At 66.3% G+C, this 17,095-nt stretch carries 18 protein-coding genes; 10 read left to right on the top strand and 8 right to left on the bottom strand.

The genetic code is table 11. From position 1 onward, the window contains the following. Positions 1–7: 7 nt before the first annotated feature. Both AC1RJ5_RS17575 and AC1RJ5_RS17570 read right to left on the bottom strand, forming a co-directional pair. Positions 8–358, bottom strand: a complete 351-nt coding sequence (locus AC1RJ5_RS17575) for a hypothetical protein (protein ID WP_184169145.1) — start codon at positions 356–358, stop codon at positions 8–10. 141 nt (positions 359–499) lie between these two features. After that, positions 500–1,258: a Bax inhibitor-1/YccA family protein gene (locus tag AC1RJ5_RS17570; RefSeq protein ID WP_269572834.1), complete on the bottom strand. Its 759-nt coding sequence runs from the start codon at positions 1,256–1,258 to the stop codon at positions 500–502. 95 nt (positions 1,259–1,353) lie between these two features. Here AC1RJ5_RS17570 and thpR point away from each other — a divergent pair, with 95 nt between their 5' ends. After that, positions 1,354–1,890: an RNA 2',3'-cyclic phosphodiesterase gene (thpR, locus tag AC1RJ5_RS17565; protein WP_269572835.1), complete on the top strand. Its 537-nt coding sequence runs from the start codon at positions 1,354–1,356 to the stop codon at positions 1,888–1,890. 142 nt (positions 1,891–2,032) lie between these two features. Here thpR and AC1RJ5_RS17560 read toward each other — a convergent pair whose 3' ends face one another. Continuing rightward, positions 2,033–4,282, bottom strand: a complete 2,250-nt coding sequence (locus AC1RJ5_RS17560) for an ATP-binding protein (protein WP_493114782.1) — start codon at positions 4,280–4,282, stop codon at positions 2,033–2,035. 200 nt (positions 4,283–4,482) lie between these two features. On the opposite strand from AC1RJ5_RS17560, the gene AC1RJ5_RS17555 reads away from it, so the two are divergent. Then, on the top strand, positions 4,483–5,337 hold the full coding sequence (locus tag AC1RJ5_RS17555) for a DUF2306 domain-containing protein (protein WP_493114780.1): 855 nt from the start codon (positions 4,483–4,485) through the stop codon (positions 5,335–5,337). Here the strand turns inward: AC1RJ5_RS17555 and AC1RJ5_RS17550 are convergent. Further along, entirely contained in the window at positions 5,334–6,713 is a 1,380-nt protein-coding gene (locus AC1RJ5_RS17550; protein ID WP_342250705.1) for a hypothetical protein, read from the bottom strand. The genes AC1RJ5_RS17555 and AC1RJ5_RS17550 overlap by 4 nt on opposite strands. 397 nt (positions 6,714–7,110) lie before the next feature. On the opposite strand from AC1RJ5_RS17550, the gene AC1RJ5_RS17545 reads away from it, so the two are divergent. After that, a complete protein-coding gene (locus AC1RJ5_RS17545; RefSeq protein ID WP_493114778.1) occupies positions 7,111–7,842 on the top strand; it encodes a DUF6683 family protein in 732 nt (243 codons plus the stop codon). Between the two features lie 3 nt (positions 7,843–7,845). Here AC1RJ5_RS17545 and AC1RJ5_RS17540 read toward each other — a convergent pair whose 3' ends face one another. The 3 genes from AC1RJ5_RS17540 to AC1RJ5_RS17530 form a co-directional block, all read right to left on the bottom strand. Further along, on the bottom strand, positions 7,846–8,307 hold the full coding sequence (locus tag AC1RJ5_RS17540) for a low molecular weight protein-tyrosine-phosphatase (RefSeq protein WP_269572840.1): 462 nt from the start codon (positions 8,305–8,307) through the stop codon (positions 7,846–7,848). A 17-nt stretch (positions 8,308–8,324) separates the two neighbouring features. Then, positions 8,325–8,822: a superoxide dismutase family protein gene (locus AC1RJ5_RS17535; protein ID WP_260396214.1), complete on the bottom strand. Its 498-nt coding sequence runs from the start codon at positions 8,820–8,822 to the stop codon at positions 8,325–8,327. Positions 8,823–8,913: 91 nt separating this feature from the next. After that, a complete protein-coding gene (locus AC1RJ5_RS17530; RefSeq protein WP_493114776.1) occupies positions 8,914–9,975 on the bottom strand; it encodes a hypothetical protein in 1,062 nt (353 codons plus the stop codon). A gap of 284 nt (positions 9,976–10,259) precedes the next feature. Here AC1RJ5_RS17530 and AC1RJ5_RS17525 point away from each other — a divergent pair, with 284 nt between their 5' ends. The 3 genes from AC1RJ5_RS17525 to AC1RJ5_RS17515 all read left to right on the top strand — a co-directional run bounded on the left by AC1RJ5_RS17525 (position 10,260) and on the right by AC1RJ5_RS17515 (position 13,568). Then, complete coding sequence (locus AC1RJ5_RS17525) at positions 10,260–11,138, top strand: hypothetical protein (protein ID WP_184169154.1); 879 nt, start codon at positions 10,260–10,262, stop codon at positions 11,136–11,138. A gap of 346 nt (positions 11,139–11,484) precedes the next feature. Beyond that, entirely contained in the window at positions 11,485–12,540 is a 1,056-nt protein-coding gene (locus tag AC1RJ5_RS17520; RefSeq protein WP_493115802.1) for a DUF47 family protein, read from the top strand. Between the two features lie 14 nt (positions 12,541–12,554). Further along, on the top strand, positions 12,555–13,568 hold the full coding sequence (locus AC1RJ5_RS17515; RefSeq protein WP_184169155.1) for an inorganic phosphate transporter: 1,014 nt from the start codon (positions 12,555–12,557) through the stop codon (positions 13,566–13,568). A gap of 44 nt (positions 13,569–13,612) precedes the next feature. Here AC1RJ5_RS17515 and AC1RJ5_RS17510 read toward each other — a convergent pair whose 3' ends face one another. Next, a complete protein-coding gene (locus AC1RJ5_RS17510) occupies positions 13,613–13,885 on the bottom strand; it encodes a hypothetical protein (RefSeq protein WP_493114773.1) in 273 nt (90 codons plus the stop codon). Between the two features lie 113 nt (positions 13,886–13,998). Here AC1RJ5_RS17510 and AC1RJ5_RS17505 point away from each other — a divergent pair, with 113 nt between their 5' ends. The 4 genes from AC1RJ5_RS17505 (at position 13,999) to AC1RJ5_RS17490 (ending at position 17,074) form a co-directional block, all read left to right on the top strand. Continuing rightward, positions 13,999–14,151, top strand: coding sequence for a hypothetical protein (locus AC1RJ5_RS17505; RefSeq protein ID WP_493114771.1), 153 nt, complete (start codon positions 13,999–14,001; stop codon positions 14,149–14,151). Between the two features lie 544 nt (positions 14,152–14,695). Continuing rightward, positions 14,696–15,112: a very short patch repair endonuclease gene (locus tag AC1RJ5_RS17500; RefSeq protein ID WP_342250709.1), complete on the top strand. Its 417-nt coding sequence runs from the start codon at positions 14,696–14,698 to the stop codon at positions 15,110–15,112. Positions 15,113–15,120: 8 nt separating this feature from the next. After that, entirely contained in the window at positions 15,121–16,305 is a 1,185-nt protein-coding gene (locus AC1RJ5_RS17495; protein WP_342250710.1) for a DNA cytosine methyltransferase, read from the top strand. Further along, positions 16,298–17,074 (top strand): GIY-YIG nuclease family protein, encoded by a 777-nt coding sequence (locus tag AC1RJ5_RS17490; protein ID WP_342250711.1) that lies wholly within the window; start codon positions 16,298–16,300, stop codon positions 17,072–17,074. The genes AC1RJ5_RS17495 and AC1RJ5_RS17490 overlap by 8 nt, the downstream gene beginning before the upstream one ends. Positions 17,075–17,095 lie beyond the last annotated feature (21 nt).

Here is a 17,095-nt window from a genome sequence, read left to right as displayed (position 1 = left end):
CCTGGGCTTAGCCGAGGCCGATCTTCGACAGGATATTGCCGATCACGCCCTTGTCTTCGCCGGCCTTGGCCAGCTTGGCCTCGGCCTTCGGATCATAGCCCGAGCTTTCGGGCAGATCGCTATGGCTGTGACTGTGCACCGGCTGGGTGGATGCCGGCGGGTCCGACGCATCCATCGACTCGTCGAGCCCGCGGTCGAGCCGCGCTTCCTTGCTCTCCGGGTTGCGGTAGAGCCGCTCGGCAATCGATTCGTCGGTGCCTGCGTCCGCGGACTGGGCCGTCGTACGCACGGTTTCTTCGTCTGGGCCCGGTGCCACCGACATGCGGTCCAGCGCCGGGTCGATCGGGTTCGCATTCATGACTTCACTCTCCTGAGCGTTGCCAAGTTGTAACGAACGCAATTCGATTCGCGTTCCCGTGCCGGAAACCATGCGGGCGCAAAAGAAAACGGCCCGGCGAGTTTCCCCGCCGGGCCGCAATTTCTTTTACCTGCCGGGAACTTAGTTCCGCTGGCTGCCGAACAGGCGGAGCAGGAACAGGAACATGTTGATGAAGTCGAGGTAGAGCGTCAGCGCGCCCATCACCACGGCCTTGCCCATCATGTCCGTGCCGGCCACATAGCTGTACATGCTCTTGATCTTCTGCGTGTCATAGGCGGTCAGGCCGGCAAACAGCAGCACGCCGATCGCGTTGATCGCAAAGGCCAGCGGGCCCGACTGCAGGAACAGGTTGATCAGCGAAGCGACGATCAGGCCGACCACGCCCATGATCAGGAACGTGCCGAAGCCCGACAGGTCCTTCTTGGTGGTGTAGCCCCACAGGCTCAGGCCCGCGAAGCCGGCCGCCGTGGCGAAGAACACCTGGGCGATCGAGGTGTCGGTATAGACGAGGAAGATCGTCGACAGCGACAGGCCCATCACCGTGGCATAGACCCAGTACAGGGCCTGCATCGCCGGGGTGGACAGGCGCATCTGGCCGAAGCTCATCAGCAGCACGATGCCCAGCGGCGCCAGCATCACCACCCAGCCGAGCAGCGTCGGCGCATAGCCGACCCCGCGCGAGGTCTGCTGCAGCGCGAACAGCACGTCGATCGCGCCGCTCTTGGCGAACAGCAGCGCGACGATGCCCGTCAGCAGCACGCCCGACGCCATGTAGTTGTAGACGGACAGCATGTACGACCTGAGCCCCGCGTCGCGCGCTTCCACGCCCGCGCCGGCGGTCCCATAGGTACCCGTCCGGGGATCCGACCAATCAGCCATTGCAAAACTCCTTTGTCCGGCACCTGCCGGTCATGGTGTAATATCGCGCTCATACGGGGTGTTTTCAAGCAAAACCGGGGCTATCAGCCCTGAGTATGATCCGCCTGTTTGTCGGCCTGCGTCCTCCCGCCCCGATCCGCGCCAAGCTGCTCGGCCTGATGGGCGGCATCCCCGGTGCCCGCTGGCAGGATGACGACCAGCTCCACATCACGCTGCGCTTCATCGGCGATGTCGACGAGCGCGCCGCCGAGGATGCGGCGACTGCTCTGTCAGGCGTCTACTGGCCGCCGATCGAACTGTCCCTGGAAGGCGTCGGCGCGTTCGACAAGCGCGGCCGGGTGAACGCGGTCTGGGCCGGCGTGCGCCCAAAGGAGCAGCTCGCCGCGCTCCACCGCAAGGTCGATCAGGCGCTGGTCCGCGCCGGCCAGCCGCCGGAAGGCCGCGCCTATCTGCCGCATATCACCCTGGCGCGGATGAACAGCCCCACGGAGGTCGTCGAACGCTTCGTCGAAGCGCATGCCGGCCTCGCCAGCACCCCCTTCACGCTCGACCATTTCTTCCTGTTCGAAAGCAGTCTCGGCCACGAAGGCGCGCGCTACGACGCGGTGGCGCGCTATCCGCTGAACGGCTGAAGCCCCTGACCCGTCACCCCAAACGACCCCGTCATCCCGGCCTTGAGCCGGGGTCCCGCTTCTTCTTCGGCGGGGCAAGACAGCGGGATCCCGGCTCAAGCCCGGGATGACAAAAAAGGGAGGTCAGGGCAGCGACCAGCCGCTACCCCCGCTTCCCCTCGATCACCGCGCGCACCTTCCGCGCCAGCTGCTCGCGCGTGTACGGCTTGGACAGCAGCTCCACGCCCGCATCGAGCCGGCCGTCATGAACGATCGCATTCTCGGTATAGCCCGAGGTGAACAGCACCGCGAGTTCGGGCAGCCGCGCCCGCGCCAGCCGTGCCAGCTCGGGGCTCTTCAGCGCGCCGGGCATCACCACATCGGTGAACAGCAGGTCGATCGCCACTCCGCTCTCGATCACGCTCAGGGCACTCTGCGCGTCATTGGCGCGCAGCACGGTATAGCCCAGCTCGGTCAGCAGCTCGACCACCGTCGCCTGCACATCGGGATCGTCCTCGGCGACCAGGATCGTCTCGCTGCCACCGCGCATCGCCACCGTCTCGTGCGAGGCGACAAGCACTTCCTCGCGCTTGCGCACGCGCGGGAGGTACAGCTTCACCGTCGTGCCGTGGCCGACTTCCGAATAGAGCTTCACATGCCCGCCGGACTGCTTGACGAAGCCATAGACCATCGACAGCCCCAAGCCCGATCCCTGCCCCTCCGGCTTGGTCGAGAAGAACGGCTCGAACACCTGCTCGATCACTTCGGGCGGGATGCCGCTGCCGGTGTCGGTCACCGCCAGCATCACATATTGCCCGGCGGGCACGTCCTCGAGCCGCCGCGTATAGTCATCGTCCAGCGAGGCATTGGCCGCCTCGATCGTCAGCTTGCCCGTGCCCTGCATCGCGTCGCGCGCGTTGATCGCGAGGTTGAGGATCGCATTCTCGAGCTGGGTCGGGTCGGCCTGGCAGTTCCAAAGCCCGCCCGAGGTAATGACCTCGATCGCGATCGCCTCGCCCAGCGCACGGCGGAGCATGTCCTCCATCCCACCCAGGAACTTGCCGACGTTGAGTACCCGCGGCTCGAGCGGCTGGCGCCGGCCAAAGGCGAGCAGCTGGCTGGCGAGCTTCGATCCGCGCTGCACGCCGGCCAGCGCGTTCGCCACCCGGCGCTCGGCTTTCTCGTTCCCCTGCACGTCGCGCGCGAGCAGCTGGAGGTTGCCCGAGATCACCTGGAGAAGGTTGTTGAAGTCGTGCGCCACGCCGCCGGTCAGCTTGCCGATCGTCTCCATCTTCTGCGCCTGCTGGAGCGCCGCGAACACCGCCTCGCGCTCGAGCACGGCTTCCGCGACGCGGATCTCCAGCCCCTCGTTGAGCACGCGCAGCTCTTCCTCGGCCTGGGCGCGGCGATGCAGCTCGCGCTCGACCGCTTCGAACAGCCGGGCATTGTCCATCGCCAGCGCTGCCTGGCCCGCCAGGCTGACCAGGCTCGCCTCGGCCGCCTCGCTGAACCGCCCGGGCTCGGGATGGCCATAGAGCAGCCCGCCGATCACATCGCCCGAGGGCGTGCGCACCGGCACCGCCAGATAGGAGCGCACCGGCAGATGCCCCTCCGGCATGCCGCGGAACGGCGCGTTGTCGCCATAGCGCGGGTCGAGCGTGACATCGTCCACCCGGATGATCCCGGTGCCGGCAAAGGTCGGCTCGAACAGCCGCGTGATCCGCGGCATCGGGAATTTCTCGAAGGCGGATCGCGGTGCCCCGGCCAGCGCGTAGAGCATGTACGCCTCGGCCTGGTCGTCATCGACATGGTTGTAGAAGAAGGCGCCGAACTTCGCCCCGATCAGCGCCACCCCCGCATCCACCGCGGTCTGCGCCACGCGTGCGCTGTCGCGCTCGCCGGTGATCGCCACGCCCGCCTGGTTGACCACCTCAAGCGTCCGCGTCTTCTCCTCCAGCGCCCCGCGCGCCTCATGCTCGCGCTCCGCCGTCTCGTAATGCTCGGTGCGGTCGGCGCTGGTCCCGAAGATGCCGAGCACCGCGCCATCCGCCCCGCGGATCGGCGTCATCGCCAGATCGACCCGGATATCGACCTTCTCGCCATTGCCGCGCACCGCCTGCACGTGCAGCCCGGGACGGACCACCGCCTCGCCGCCCAGCGCCCGCTCGAAATGCTGCCCCACCTTGTCCCAGACCTGCGGCCAGCTCTTGTTGTAGGAGCGCCCGAAGATCCGGGCATTCTCGTCGCGATAGGCCTCGAGGATCCGGTCGTTGTAGAAGAACAGATAGTCCGCCCCCCAGGTGACGAAGGCGCGCTGGGGAGATGCCAGCATCAGGTCGAGCGCGACCTTGAGCTCGCCCGGCCACTCCGCGACCGGCCCGAGCTCGGGCACCGCGAAGTCGGGCGCACGCAATCTTTCCCCTGTTTCCCCGCCGTGGCTTGGCCAGGCGGTGTCGGCTTCGGCCATCCATGCTCCCCATGGGCCCCCGCCCTGGGCAGGGTTATACAGGCTTGTTTCCCGGGGAAAAGACGGGCGCGAAATCATCACAAGCGACAGCTGGCGCCCGCGCCGCAATCGCGCTCTACTCCCCGCGCAACAAGCAAGGCCCGGACATGGCGACACTGGCGCAAGACCTATCCCCGCAACGGCCGGCAGACACCGGCAGCCCCGCGCTGCGCCGGGCATCGATCCTGCTGGTCGCCGCGAGTTGGCTGAGCGCCGCGCTGTTCGGCGCCTATATCCTCGCCTTTTACGGCGGCACGCTGGCGGGCGGCGCACCCGATCGCTGGAACGAGAGCCTCCCCCGCCTGCACGAGGCCGCCACGCCCTTCGCCACGATCGCGATCGGCGCGCATTTCGTCACCGGCGGCGTGCTGCTGCTGCTCGGCCCGGTCCAGCTGATCGCCGCGATCCGCGCCCGCATCCCCGCGCTCCACCGCTGGCTGGGCCGGCTCTACGTCACCGCCGCGGCGATCGCCGGGCTGGGCGGGCTCGGCTTCATCCTGGCCAAGGGCACGGTCGGCGGCCCCGCGATGGACCTGGGCTTCGGCCTCTACGGCGCGCTGATGGTGCTGTGCGCCGGCCTCGCCTTCACCAACGCCCGCGCCCGCGATTTCGAATCCCACCGCGCCTGGGCCATCCGCCTGTTCGCGCTGGCGATCGGCTCCTGGCTATACCGGATGGAATATGGCTTCTGGTTCCTGTGCTTCGGCAAGCTCGGCCACACCGCCGATTTCCGCGGCGGCTTCGACATGGTGATGGACTTCGCCTTCTACCTGCCCAACCTCGCCGTCGCCGAAGCCTTCATCCGCGCCCGCCGTGCCGATGCCGCCCCGGCGCTCCGCATCGGCGCCGTCGCAGCGCTGCTGGCGGCCAGCGCCTTCATCCTGCTCGCCACCTGGCAGTTCGCCACGAAGATGTGGCTGCCCGGCATGGCGACGGGCTTCGAAGCGTTCGGCGGAGCCTAGAAGGGCCGCATCCGCACATAGGCCCGCCCGGTCGCGGTCGCGCCGCTCGGCATTTGCGCGGTATAGCTGAACCAGGTCAGCCCGGTGAAACCGCCCACCCGCGCAATGGTCATGCTGCCGTCCGCATTGACGGTGACGGAGAGCACCGCCGGGTCTTTCGGGGCAACCGCCGTCACCCGGGCGACCGGCTGCCCATCGACGATGTTCATTCCGAGATACCCTTCGGAATCATTGCAGGTCGGAAGCGCCAGGTGGCTGTTGCACCCCGTGAGGACCGCGCGATAGTCCATCGCCGCGATCGGGTGGTTGCTGAGCTCGCGATAGTCCGTCGTCGTGAAGAATGCCGTGCCGACGGGTGCCGGCGCGTCCATGAAGGTGGCGGCCGTGGCCCGGATCGCGGCTTCGTCGGGCACGACCAGCCCCGGAGCCGAGAAGCCCGGCGCCTGGATGTCCGCCAGCACCCCGAACTGGAAGGCGTGCATCCACGCCCGCGCTTCGGCGGGATTGCCGAGCAAGGCGGGGATCGCCCGGAAATAGGCGGATATGTAATCCGCCATCCGGCCGAGCCGCTCGTCGCCCGAGACCTTATAGGCAGTCTTGCGCAGCGCCGCGAGGATCACCGCCCGGTCGGTAAGCCGCAGCCCCACGCCCTCGCGAACCAGCTCGGCCAGATAGCGCGACGAGAGGTCGATGGGCCCCGCGGTATCGGGGCGGTCGCCATTGGTCGCCTTGCCCAATATGCCCATCACGAACAGCTGCAGGTTGACCGACGTCATCCGCGCCGCGTCCCGCGCCACCGCCGCGTCACTGTTCGCCAGGTTCTGCGCCGGGTTGAACGTCAGCGGATTCAGCGTCGCGCGGATCGCGTCGGTCCCGCTGGCGAGCCCGAGCGCGCTGCGGACCGCAGCCTCATTGCCATGCGCGAACACCAGCGCGCTATAGGGCGAGATCACCGTGGCGCCCGCGGGAGCATTCATGATGGTGAGCGGAAGCCCGGTAACGCTGTCGCGACCCCAGGCCTGCATGGCCATGCTCGCGGTCGCGGGCACCGTTCCGGATGTCCAGCGGGGATCGACTCCCGAATCCCGGCCGAACTCGCCTCCGGCAGTCGTTGCGGTCGAGGAATCGCCCGCGTCGAACGGATTGCCGCTCCCATTGGTGTCGAAGGTCACGGTTGCGTAAAGCGTGCCGATGCCGACCGCGCTGAACATCGTGGCGGCGGGCGTCGGGGTCGCCGTCGGGCTGGGGGTGGGCGTGGGGGTTGCCGCAGTCGGCGCGCCGACACTGCCGCCGCCGCCGGATCCGCCGCCGCTGCACCCAGCCAGACAAGCAGCCGCCAGCAAGGCGCCCGTACGCAACCCGGTCCCGAAATGCATGTGATGTTCCCCCTTGGGCGGAACTGTATCTTGTCCCGATCACGCCGATCAAGCGCGATCGTATCCAGGACGGCGCATATCTCCCTCGTTTGTCGAAGAAAACCTGCCTACCCCGAACCGGGTCGGCGCAACGACCAGAACCGGCAGCGGCGGCGTGTCGATCGTTGGCCGGGCCGCCGGCGAGATCACAGCCCCCTGATCTCAGCACCGCAGCGACATCGCCCTTTACTTCCCCCATCCGAGGCAGGTGCTTATCCCCGAGGTCGCGGAGGGTACCTGCGCGGCACGCGGCAGAACGTGGCACGCGCCCGCCCAGCCGCCCCCTCACGCCCTGTCGCGTGGCTTCCCAATGTCACGGTAGCCCGCCAGACTTGCTGCAAAGACAGGAGCATCCGCAATGCAACAGCGCCTCACCATTCTCGCTGCCCTGCTTCTCGCTGCAGCGCCGGCGGCAGCGCAGGATTTCCCTGCCATCGGCGGTCAATATATCGACTTCGGCGCGTCCATGGCCTCGGTCGGACAGATGAACAATGTGCTGGGCGCGACGGTACGGAGCCGCGGCGGCGAACGCCGCGCTACGGTCAGGCCGCCAGCCCCAAAAGCTGCCTCCGGCACGCGCTACCAGCCGTCCCCCGCGATCTCGGTGCGCGTGCGCGCCCGGTTCGCCGATTTCGTTGCCAGGGCCGATCCGGCCAATGCCGCGCGCCTGCGCCAGGTGATCCAGCAGAACGATCTGCTCGGCCTGTGGGAACGGCATGTCGCGACGGATGGCCTGCGCCGCGGCGACGTGGCCGATGCGATGACTGCCTATTGGGTCCAGAATTGGCAGATCGCCAACAAGGTCCCCTTCACCAGCCGCGCGCAGGTGCAGGCGGTGCGCAGCCAGATCGCCGGCGCGCTCGGCACCAGTCCCGGTTTCGTGCGAATGGACGATGCCGCCCGACAGGAGCTGGCCGAGACCTATATGCTCAATTTCATCGCGCAGGGCAGCGCCTTTTCCGACGCGATGGGCCGCAAGGACGCGGCGCACGCCGCGCGCCTGTCCGACGCCGCAGCGGCCCGCTTCCAGACCGACATCAAGCTCGACCTGCGCCGCCTGCGCCTGACGCCGACGGGCTTCGCGGACTGAAGCCTAGCGCCCGCCCAGCCGGGTCACCAGCACATCCGCCGCGGCGCTTACATCGTCCCAGGTCACGTCGAAATCGCTGTCCTCGCCATAATAGGGGTCGGCCACCGAACTGCCCTCGCGCCCCCGCACCAGGTCCATCAGCAGCCCCAGCTCGGCAGTCGCATCCGCCGGCAGGATCGCCTGCAGGTCGCGCAGATTCTGCCGGTCGAGCGCGAAGACATGGTCGAAACGCCGGAAATCCTCGGGCCGCACCTGCCGGGCACGCTGCCCGGAGATATCGGTGCCGTGCCGGGTCGCCGCCGCCTGGGCGCGGCGATCCGGCGGCTCGCCGGCGTGCCAGCCACCGGTGCCGGCCGAATCCACCGTCACTTCCAGCCCGGCACGCGCCGCCGCCGCCCGCAGCGCGCCTTCGGCGAGCGGCGAGCGACAGATATTGCCCAGGCATACAAACAGAACCGACGTCACTTTGCCCTCTGCACGCGTCACATCGCGTGGAAAACGCCGCAGGCGATGCGGCCGCCCGAATTGCCCGAAGGATCGCTCTTGTAGTCATCGGCATTGGCATGGACGACCAACGCCGCGCCATCCTGGTCCATCAGCCCTTCATAGGTGCCGCCCGGCAGCACGAAGATCGTGCGGTCGCGGCCATCCTCGCCCACCGAAAGATTGGGCATGTCGCCGGCATGCGGGCCGGCCGGATTGTCCTTGCCGTGCTGGTGCGCGGTCGGGTTCCAATGGCCGCCGGCGCTGGCGAAGTCCGGCCCCTCGCACTTGCCGACGGTGTGGACATGGGTGCCGTGCACGCCCTTGGTCATGCCGTGCACTTCCACCATCACGCGGATCGTGCCGTCCACTTCCTCGGCGATCGCCTTGCCGACATCGGTGCCGTCGGCCATCTTCAGGTCGGCCTGGGCGCGGAAATGGCCGGCCATGTAGCGCGCATTCTTCTCGGGCTTCGCGCAACCCGCCACCGCCAACATACTCGCAACAACCAGCAAACCGCGCATTGCCCGCACTCCGGATAAATGTTCCCGTCACGTAATGGCTGTCGGGGCCGGCAGTTCCAAGGGGTCAGCGCAAACATTCTCCATCCGTCCTGCCGGAGACGCTGCCCACCCCAAGGATGATCTTGGCCCGCCGTTCGAAAGTAAGCGCCTGCCAGCGCCCGGAATTGCCGATCGCAGTGCGGCTGCGCAGGAAGGTCAGGTGCAGCATCTCATATTGCTCCGGGTCGATCCGGCCGGTGTCGAGCATGCAGCCCCAACGATCGAGATTCCACGCCCAGTCGCGCTGCACCCCGTCCTGGTCGATGCTGCGGGCCAGCGCGCCATACCAGGCGAAGATCGCCGCCAGCCGGTCGCGCCGGTCGGCCTCGGGCATCGCCGCCAGCTTGCGCCGCAGCCGGGCCAGGTCCTCGTCGAGCGGGAAACCGCCCTGCTGCACCTTGGTATCGACGGCCCATCGCACCTTGCGCAGCGTGATCGTCTGACCCGGGAACACGCGCAGCAGGTCCTGTCGCACCGCTTCCAGCAGCACCAGATAGGCGTCGAGCTGCACCTGCAGCATCGCGTCGCTCTCGAACAGCGCGTTGAACTCGCCCCGGATGACGGGGTTGAGCTTCGCGTCGGCGCCGTGCGCCGCCAGTATCTTCTCCCGGCATTTCGCCTTCACCGGCACCGCCAGGCAGTCGCGCGAGAAGATCGTCTTGCCATAGACCGGTAGCAGCGCCTTGCGCTGGCGGCGGAACTGGCCGCGCTGGCCCTTCTTCCAGCGCTTCAGCAGCGGCTGCAGGCTGCCTGTGCCGAAATTCCACTGCGACATGCCGACCGAGACGAGCTGGCTGTCGAAATTGCCCGCCGGCTCGGCCCAGCAGCCGGAGGTCTCGGGGATCGAGGTCTCGTGCATCTGCGCGAAGATCGCCGCACGATCGAGCCCGATCGCGCCCAGCCGGGCAGCGCTTCCCGGATCGATGACGAGCACCGGCACGTCCCCCACCGGCCGGCAGGGCGCACGCGGTGGAGCGGGTGGGGCCGGGGCGATCGGCGCCACGGGCGGGCCAGCCTGTTGCTGTGCCGCCACGGGCAAGGCGGCCAGCATTGCCATCGCTGCCGCCAGACTCGCCAGAACCCGCATCGCCTTCCCCCTGCCCGGACCGGTCTCCAGCCTAGCCGATTGCGCGGCCATGTCCGCTACGGATCGCTTCCGTCCCTATGCCGCCAGCCTAAGGGCGAGCCAGGAAAACATGGTTACCCGTTCCGGCGATTGGAGACGATTTCCCCAACGGAAACCGACATTTCCTTCTACTCAAAATGGCGAAATAGGGAATCCCCGGGGTAGCTGTCCGCGCCGCTAGCGGCGAAGATCGCGCGCAGAGCATGTCGATCCGCCTGCCTCATGATCCCCCGCCGATCCGGCTCATGACTCGCTTGCTTGCCGAGCTGCAGACGACAGTGCTGGCCCGGGCGATCCGGCTGTTCGACGGCGATCTCGATCGGGTCACGATCTTCTCGGTCATCACGCGCGACACCTATTCCTTCGATGCCGGAGAGGGGCTGGCGCAGAGCGTCTCGGCCCATTCGCTCGCCATGTCGCTGTCGCGGCCGTACGAGACGGTGCGTCGCCACGTCCACGCGCTGGTCGATGCCGGCTGGTGCGAGCGTGGCCCCGATGGCGTGCGCGCCAGCCATGCCGAGCTCCGCTCGCCCGAGATCGCGGCGCTGCTCGTCCTGATCCACGATGCCGCCGTGCGCTTCGTCGCCGACATGGCGCGGGCCGGGGTGCAGATGCCCGCGGTCGGCATGGCCCGGTCCTATCATCACGCCGCCGGGGTCCAGGCGGCGATCGACCTGATGCTCGCGGTGGTCGATACCAACCGACGCACCCATGCCGACTGGCTCGAGCTGGTGCTGTTCTCGACGATCTATGCCGCCAATTCGCGGCTGCTCAACGCCGATCGCGAGCTGGCCTGGCATTATGCCGATGGCCGCAAGGAGCCGCCTTTGTCGCTGCGCGTGCCGGTGCGGACCAGCGCCGTCGCCCGCGCGCTCGGCCTGCCCGAGGCGACGGTGCGCCGCCGCCTCGCCCGCCTGCTCGCCGATGGCCGGGTCGAGCGGCACGGCAAGAAGCTGCTCGTATCCGAGGCCTGGCTCAACCGTCCCGAGTCGGTGGCGACCAGCATCCAGAGCTTCTCCACCGTCCGCCTCCTGCTTGCCCGCCTGGGTGTAAACGGTTTCCCGCTGGAGGATCCGGCGCGGGCCTATATCGCCGGCCGGCCGGCACCGGTCGCATTCGACTAGACTTCCGCCAAAATGGGCAACGTCCCGCTTGAGGACGGTGTCCCGCACGCCAATAGCGCCCCGAAATCAATGGACTCGGGCGACTCACCCTCGCCCCATGTCGCATGGCCCTCGTCCCAATGCGGGGGTCAGGCAGGTCCGCCGGCTCCCTCCGGCGGTACCCATCGGTGGGCGCGGGCTCTCCCGCCCGCGCCCTAATGGTCCAGCCCCCGCCGATGTTTACTTGCGCGTACCAGTCATGAACTTGTAACGCCCACGCCAGCCTTTTCCCGGAGCCGCCACCATTCGCCAGATTGCCGCCCTGCCCTATCGCACCGAGGGGACCGCGATCGACGCACCCGTGCGGGTGATGCTGGTGACCTCGCGCGAGACCGGACGCTGGGTGATTCCCAAGGGCAACCCGCCCGCCGGCGTCGCCCTCCACAGCGCCGCCGCGCTCGAGGCGAAGGAGGAGGCGGGCGTGCTCGGCCTCGTCTGCCCGACCACGCTCGGCACCTATCGCTACCGCAAGAAGCGCCCCAACGGCGCCTCGCTGATGTTCGACGTCGAGGTCTTCCCCCTCGCCGTCACCGCCGAACTCTCGTCCTGGAAGGAGCAGTCGCAGCGCGAGCGCCGCTGGTTCAGCCTCGCCGAAGCCGCCGAGGCGGTCGACGAGGAGGATCTGCGCGACCTCATCCGCTCCTTCGGCCCCTCCGAGTTCAAGGCAGCCACCCAGCGCATCGGCATCCTCGCCGCTGTCGCCGAAAAATCGAAAGTGAAGTCCATGTTCGCCTGGTTCCAGCGCCTGCTCCCCAAGACGGGCAATTTCTTCGAGCTCTTCGAAGCGCATGCCGTCACCGTCGCGGCCGGCGCCGAGGCGCTCGCCCGGCTGGTCCAGGACGGCAACCGCGATCATGTCCGCGAAGTCATCGAGCGCGAGCATGACGCCGACGAGATCATCCGCGAGATGCTGCGCACCGTCCGCGAGACCTTCCTCACGCCGTTCGACCGCGGCGCGATCACCTCGCTGATCGGCTCGATGGACGACGCGATCGACGAGATGCAGGCCGCCGTCCAGGCGATCGACCTCTACGAAGTCGCGAAGTTCGAGCGCGAGATGCAGGACATGGTCGCGATCATCGTCGATGCCTCGCGCCTCGTCGTCGAGGCGATGCCGCTGCTCCGCGACGTCGGCCGCAACGGCGCGCGCCTGCACGAGCTCACCGAGCGCCTGGTCCGCATGGAGAGCCATGCCGACGAGATCCACCGCGACGGCCTCAAGCGCGCGTTCAAGGAGCTCGGCCCGATCGACGCGCTCAACTTCTCGGTCCAGCGCGAAGTCTACAAGCATCTCGAGCGCATCGTCGACGCGTTCGAGGATGTCGCGAACGAGATCGACGGCATCGTCATCGACCACGCCTGATAGAGCCCAGAGCGATGCACGAACTCGCCCTACCGCTGCTCATCGGCCTGATAATCGTCGCGCTCGCGTTCGATTTCCTCAACGGCCTGCATGACGCCGCCAACTCGATCGCCACCGTCGTGGCGACGCGCCTCCTCAAGCCGGTCCACGCCGTCGCCTTCGCCGCGGTGTTCAACTTCGCGGCCTATTTCCTGACCATCGCCTTCCCCGCGCTCCACAAGGTCGCGGACACGATCGGCCAGGGCCTGATCGACAAGAACTTCATCACCCCCGCGGTCGTCTTCGGCGCGCTGGTCGGCGCGATGTTCTGGAACGTCGTCACCTGGCTCAAGGGCATCCCGTCCTCCTCCTCCCACGCCCTCGTCGGCGGGATGATCGGCTCGGGCGTCGCCCATGCCGGCCTCACCGGCGTCAAGTGGACCGGCCTCAACAAGACCCTCATCGCCATCGTCCTCTCGCCGACGATCGGCATGATCCTGGCGATGCTGGTGATGCTCATCACCTCCTGGCTGTTCATGCGCGCCACCTCGCGCACCGCCGAGCGCAGCTTCCGCATGCTCCACCTCGTCTCCTCGGGCGCCTATTCGCTGAGCCACGGCCTCAACGACGCGCAGAAGACGATGGGCATCATCACCGTGCTGCTCTACTCGACCGGCTATCTCCACGGCGAGTTCCACGTGCCGCACTGGGTGGCGATCTCCTGCTACATCGCGATCGCGCTCGGCACGCTGAGCGGCGGCTGGAAGATCATCGAGACGATGGGCAGCCGCATCACCAAGCTCTCCCAGCACCAGGGCTTCAGCGCCTCGCTGGCCGGCTCGATCGTGCTGTTCGGCGCCTCGGTGCTCGGCATTCCGGTGTCGACCACCCACACGATCACCGGCGCGGTGATCGGCGCCGGCACCGCAAGGCGAGCCTCGGCGGTCCGCTGGGGCGTGGCCGGCAACGTCATCACCGCCTGGATCATCACCATCCCCGCCTCGGCGGCGGTCGGCGCCCTGTTCTACGCGCTGACCCTGTTGTTCTAACCTGATCCAATCCCCCTCCCTGAAAGGGAGGGGAGTAGGCCGGACTACATCCCCGTAATCCGCGGCTGCCCGAACGTCTTCGGCACCCACTCCGCCGGCGCATCCTCCTCGTCCTCGCCGTCGTCGTCCTCGTCCCAATCCTCGTCGTCGTCCTCCTCCCCGAACCCTTCGCCCAGCGCCGCGGCCTCGGCCGCAGCCTTCTCGGCCGCATCCGCCGCCTCGCGCGCCCGCGCCCGGTCGATCGCGTCGAGCTTGCGCATGATCGCGGCATCGGTTTCCTCGGAGGTCGCGCGCAGCTCGAAATAGCCGCCCGGCATAGGCGGCCGCCCGCGCCTGCGCGATCAGTTCCTTCTCGCTGAGCTTACGGTGCGGCTGGCCGGCGCCGGCATGGTTGATCAGGAAGCGGAGCAGCGCATCAGAGAAGCGCCGCTTGCGCGACACTTCCACCCCGTCCTTCCACACCACTTCGTCCCAGCCCATCACCGCGCGTTCCCAGGCCGCCTGCTCGAGCGTCGGCAGCGCCCGGTCGAGCGCCTTCGCCCAGGCCTCGGCGAACTTCGCGTCGCGCTGCCGCATCCGATAGGCGGAGGTGCTGGAGATCCGCGCCCGCTGGCAGGCATCGCGCACGCAGCCGGTCTCGGAGAGCCCGCGCAGGAAGATGCGCACCCGCACCTCTGTCCAGCCGTCCCGCCGCCTGCGATAGGCACCGAACATCCCGTCGCGCCGCGCATGCTTCGCCGCCGCCTCACTCAGCCGCGCCGCCCGAGCCTCCCCGGCCCGCGCCACCGCCCGGGCCCAGAGCCGGGCAAAATCAGGATCGAGCCTGCGCGCATGATAAGCGCCGGCCGTACTCATCCCCGTCTCGCGGCACGCCCGCCGCACCGAACCATGCGCCGCCAGCCCGCGCAGAAAAGCCTCCCGCACCGCCCCCGACCAACGCAACCGCCCGAATTCGCCCGCCATGCGACTCGCTCCTCTTCCCAGGAGCCGACTCAGTTATGGGGGATTTTCCTACATTGTAAGAACAAATGTGGAACATAAATTTGAGCGGATACGTTCGCGCTACTCCCATGTTGCCATCATCAGCTACCAAGCGCGCATTAAGAGCCATTTCGCTAGAAAGATTCATGGCCGATACCTTGTCCCCTGCTGAACGAAGCGCCCGAATGTCGCGCGTTAAGGGCAAGGACACCAAGCCGGAGTGGGTCGTTCGGCGCCTCGTCCATCAGATGGGCTTTCGCTACCGACTGCACGACAGCAGCCTACCCGGAAAGCCGGACTTGGTCTTTCGATCGCGGCATAAAGTGATCTTTGTGCACGGCTGCTACTGGCATCGCCACCCTGATGCCGGATGCAAGCTGGCTAGATTACCTAAATCAAGGCTGGACTTTTGGGCTCCCAAACTTGAAGCCAACGCGCAACGTGATGCGCGTCATGTCGCCGCATTGGAGGCTGATGGGTGGCAAATTTTGGTTGTGTGGGAATGCGAGATTCGCGATATAGAACATACGCGGAACAAACTGCGCTCATTTCTTATCGCGTGAGGGGCTAGATGCAAGCCGTAGAGCTTTTTGCCGGTGCCGGCGGACTTGGCATGGGAGTCAGCCAAGCTGGCTTTAAGCCCGTGAAGATTGTCGAGTGGGACCGTTGGTGCTGCGACACGATCAATGAGAATCGCAGGAATAAAATCCGACCGGTTTCCGCTTGGCCAGAGCCGATTCATGGCGACGTCCGAAGCGTGGACTTTTCGTCTTTTGAGGGGAAGGTGTCGCTCGTCAGCGGCGGTCCGCCATGCCAACCATTCTCGCTAGGCGGAAAGCATAAAGCCCACGCTGACAAACGGGATATGTGGGGTGAGGCGGTGCGAGCCGTCCGAGAAATTAAGCCCGACGCCTTTATTTTCGAAAATGTGAAGGGGCTCACGCGTGCGGCGTTTGCGTCGTATAAATTGTATATCGAGCTGCAACTTCAATATCCAGAAATCCATCCCGCGGCGGATGAGAATTGGGATGATCACCTGCGCCGCCTTGAGCGCCATCACACCAAGACAAAGGGCGGAGCCAATTACGAAGGCCTTCGCTATACCTTGCTTGCCGAGGTGTTGAACGCTGCAAACTACGGGGTCCCACAACGACGCGAACGCATTGTATTTGTCGGCTTTCGATCGGACTTGGATATCGAGTGGAATTTTCCCGCCCCCACTCATTCAAATGATGCGCTCCTGTGGGAGCAATGCCGTTCGAACACCTATTGGGATCGCCATAAGGCTTCCCTTGGAGAGCGCACCGTGGATGCACGTGCCCTGAGCAAGGCTCAGCTTTTGCGCGAAAAGCCGCTTACGAAAGCATGGCGAACAGTGCGAGATGCGATCTGCGATCTTCCCGAACCGACAAGCGCGCATGCATCTAAAATCTTGAATCATCGCTTCCAAGCAGGCGCTAAATCATATCCCGGTCATACCGGTAGCCCTCTCGACGAACCCGCAAAGACTCTGAAAGCTGGTGTCCACGGAGTTCCTGGGGGAGAGAATATGCTGACGCGAGCCGATGGAAGCGTCCGCTACTTCACCGTTAGGGAGAGTGCGCGTCTGCAAACTTTCCCCGACACCTACGAATTACACGGCTCGTGGTCGGAAGCGATGCGCCAGCTAGGCAATGCCGTTCCGGTCGACTTGGCCGCCGTAGTTGCTAAGGATGTCGCGAAGCATCTTAAAGCGACTACGAGAAGCAATGCCTGATCAAGCGCCCGCAATTACCGGTTTCGAGTCATTTGAGTTCGCCCTCGCGCCAGCCCTTCTGAAGCAACTTGTAAGTTTGCTTGATCGGATGCCGCAAGGGCAACTCACACCCGCCACCGCCGATCAGCTTCCAAATGCTCAGGGCGTCTACCAACTATTCCATCGGGATAGGCTGGTCTACGTGGGCAAAACTGACGCGGAAGCAGGACTTCGTCAGCGCCTCTCTAGGCACGCTTGGACGATTATGAGCCGTCACAACCTCTCGGTTGACGACATCTCATTCCGTGCCGTCGAAGTTCTTGTTTTCTCCGCAATGGATCTCGAGACCGCGCTGATCGAGCACTACAGGAGAAGGGATCAGAAACCCGCCTGGAATGGATCCGGATTTGGCAGCAACGATCCTGGCAGAAAACGGGATACGACAGCCCTGAAGGCCGACGGGTTCGATGCGAACTACCCCATTAACATCGACATCGACGTATCCGCGCATCTGCCCTTGGATCCGCTATCCGCGCACAACCTGCTCAGCAGGATAACGCCACAACTCCCCTACACGCTTCGTTTCGAACGTAGCGCTGGCGCCATACAGGAATTGCATGACGCGACGGTGCAATTAACTGCAGCTGAAAACACCGTGCGATCGATAATTTCTCTTGTATGTCAAATGCTTCCTGCAGGCTGGCAGGCGACACGCCTTGCTGGCAGGGTCATTATGTACCGTGAGGCTAAGGACGATTATCCAGGCGGAGAGATCATCGCGCGATCGTAGCGCGATGCCTCCCCTTCCCCC

This window comes from Sphingomonas sp. GW822-FHT03G08 (assembly GCF_058801135.1).
This window is presented reverse-complemented; position numbering and strand designations above follow the sequence as displayed.

Coding starts and splice junctions, on each gene's coding strand:
- AC1RJ5_RS17575 (WP_184169145.1), bottom strand. CDS start 358: ATGAATGCGAACCCGATCGACCCGGCGCTGGACCGCATGTCGGTGGCA.
- AC1RJ5_RS17570 (WP_269572834.1), bottom strand. CDS start 1,258: ATGGCTGATTGGTCGGATCCCCGGACGGGTACCTATGGGACCGCCGGC.
- thpR (WP_269572835.1), top strand. CDS start 1,354: ATGATCCGCCTGTTTGTCGGCCTGCGTCCTCCCGCCCCGATCCGCGCC.
- AC1RJ5_RS17555 (WP_493114780.1), top strand. CDS start 4,483: ATGGCGACACTGGCGCAAGACCTATCCCCGCAACGGCCGGCAGACACC.
- AC1RJ5_RS17550 (WP_342250705.1), bottom strand. CDS start 6,713: ATGCATTTCGGGACCGGGTTGCGTACGGGCGCCTTGCTGGCGGCTGCT.
- AC1RJ5_RS17545 (WP_493114778.1), top strand. CDS start 7,111: ATGCAACAGCGCCTCACCATTCTCGCTGCCCTGCTTCTCGCTGCAGCG.
- AC1RJ5_RS17535 (WP_260396214.1), bottom strand. CDS start 8,822: ATGTTGGCGGTGGCGGGTTGCGCGAAGCCCGAGAAGAATGCGCGCTAC.
- AC1RJ5_RS17530 (WP_493114776.1), bottom strand. CDS start 9,975: ATGCGGGTTCTGGCGAGTCTGGCGGCAGCGATGGCAATGCTGGCCGCC.
- AC1RJ5_RS17525 (WP_184169154.1), top strand. CDS start 10,260: ATGACTCGCTTGCTTGCCGAGCTGCAGACGACAGTGCTGGCCCGGGCG.
- AC1RJ5_RS17515 (WP_184169155.1), top strand. CDS start 12,555: ATGCACGAACTCGCCCTACCGCTGCTCATCGGCCTGATAATCGTCGCG.
- AC1RJ5_RS17510 (WP_493114773.1), bottom strand. CDS start 13,885: ATGCCGGGCGGCTATTTCGAGCTGCGCGCGACCTCCGAGGAAACCGAT.
- AC1RJ5_RS17500 (WP_342250709.1), top strand. CDS start 14,696: ATGGCCGATACCTTGTCCCCTGCTGAACGAAGCGCCCGAATGTCGCGC.
- AC1RJ5_RS17495 (WP_342250710.1), top strand. CDS start 15,121: ATGCAAGCCGTAGAGCTTTTTGCCGGTGCCGGCGGACTTGGCATGGGA.
- AC1RJ5_RS17490 (WP_342250711.1), top strand. CDS start 16,298: ATGCCTGATCAAGCGCCCGCAATTACCGGTTTCGAGTCATTTGAGTTC.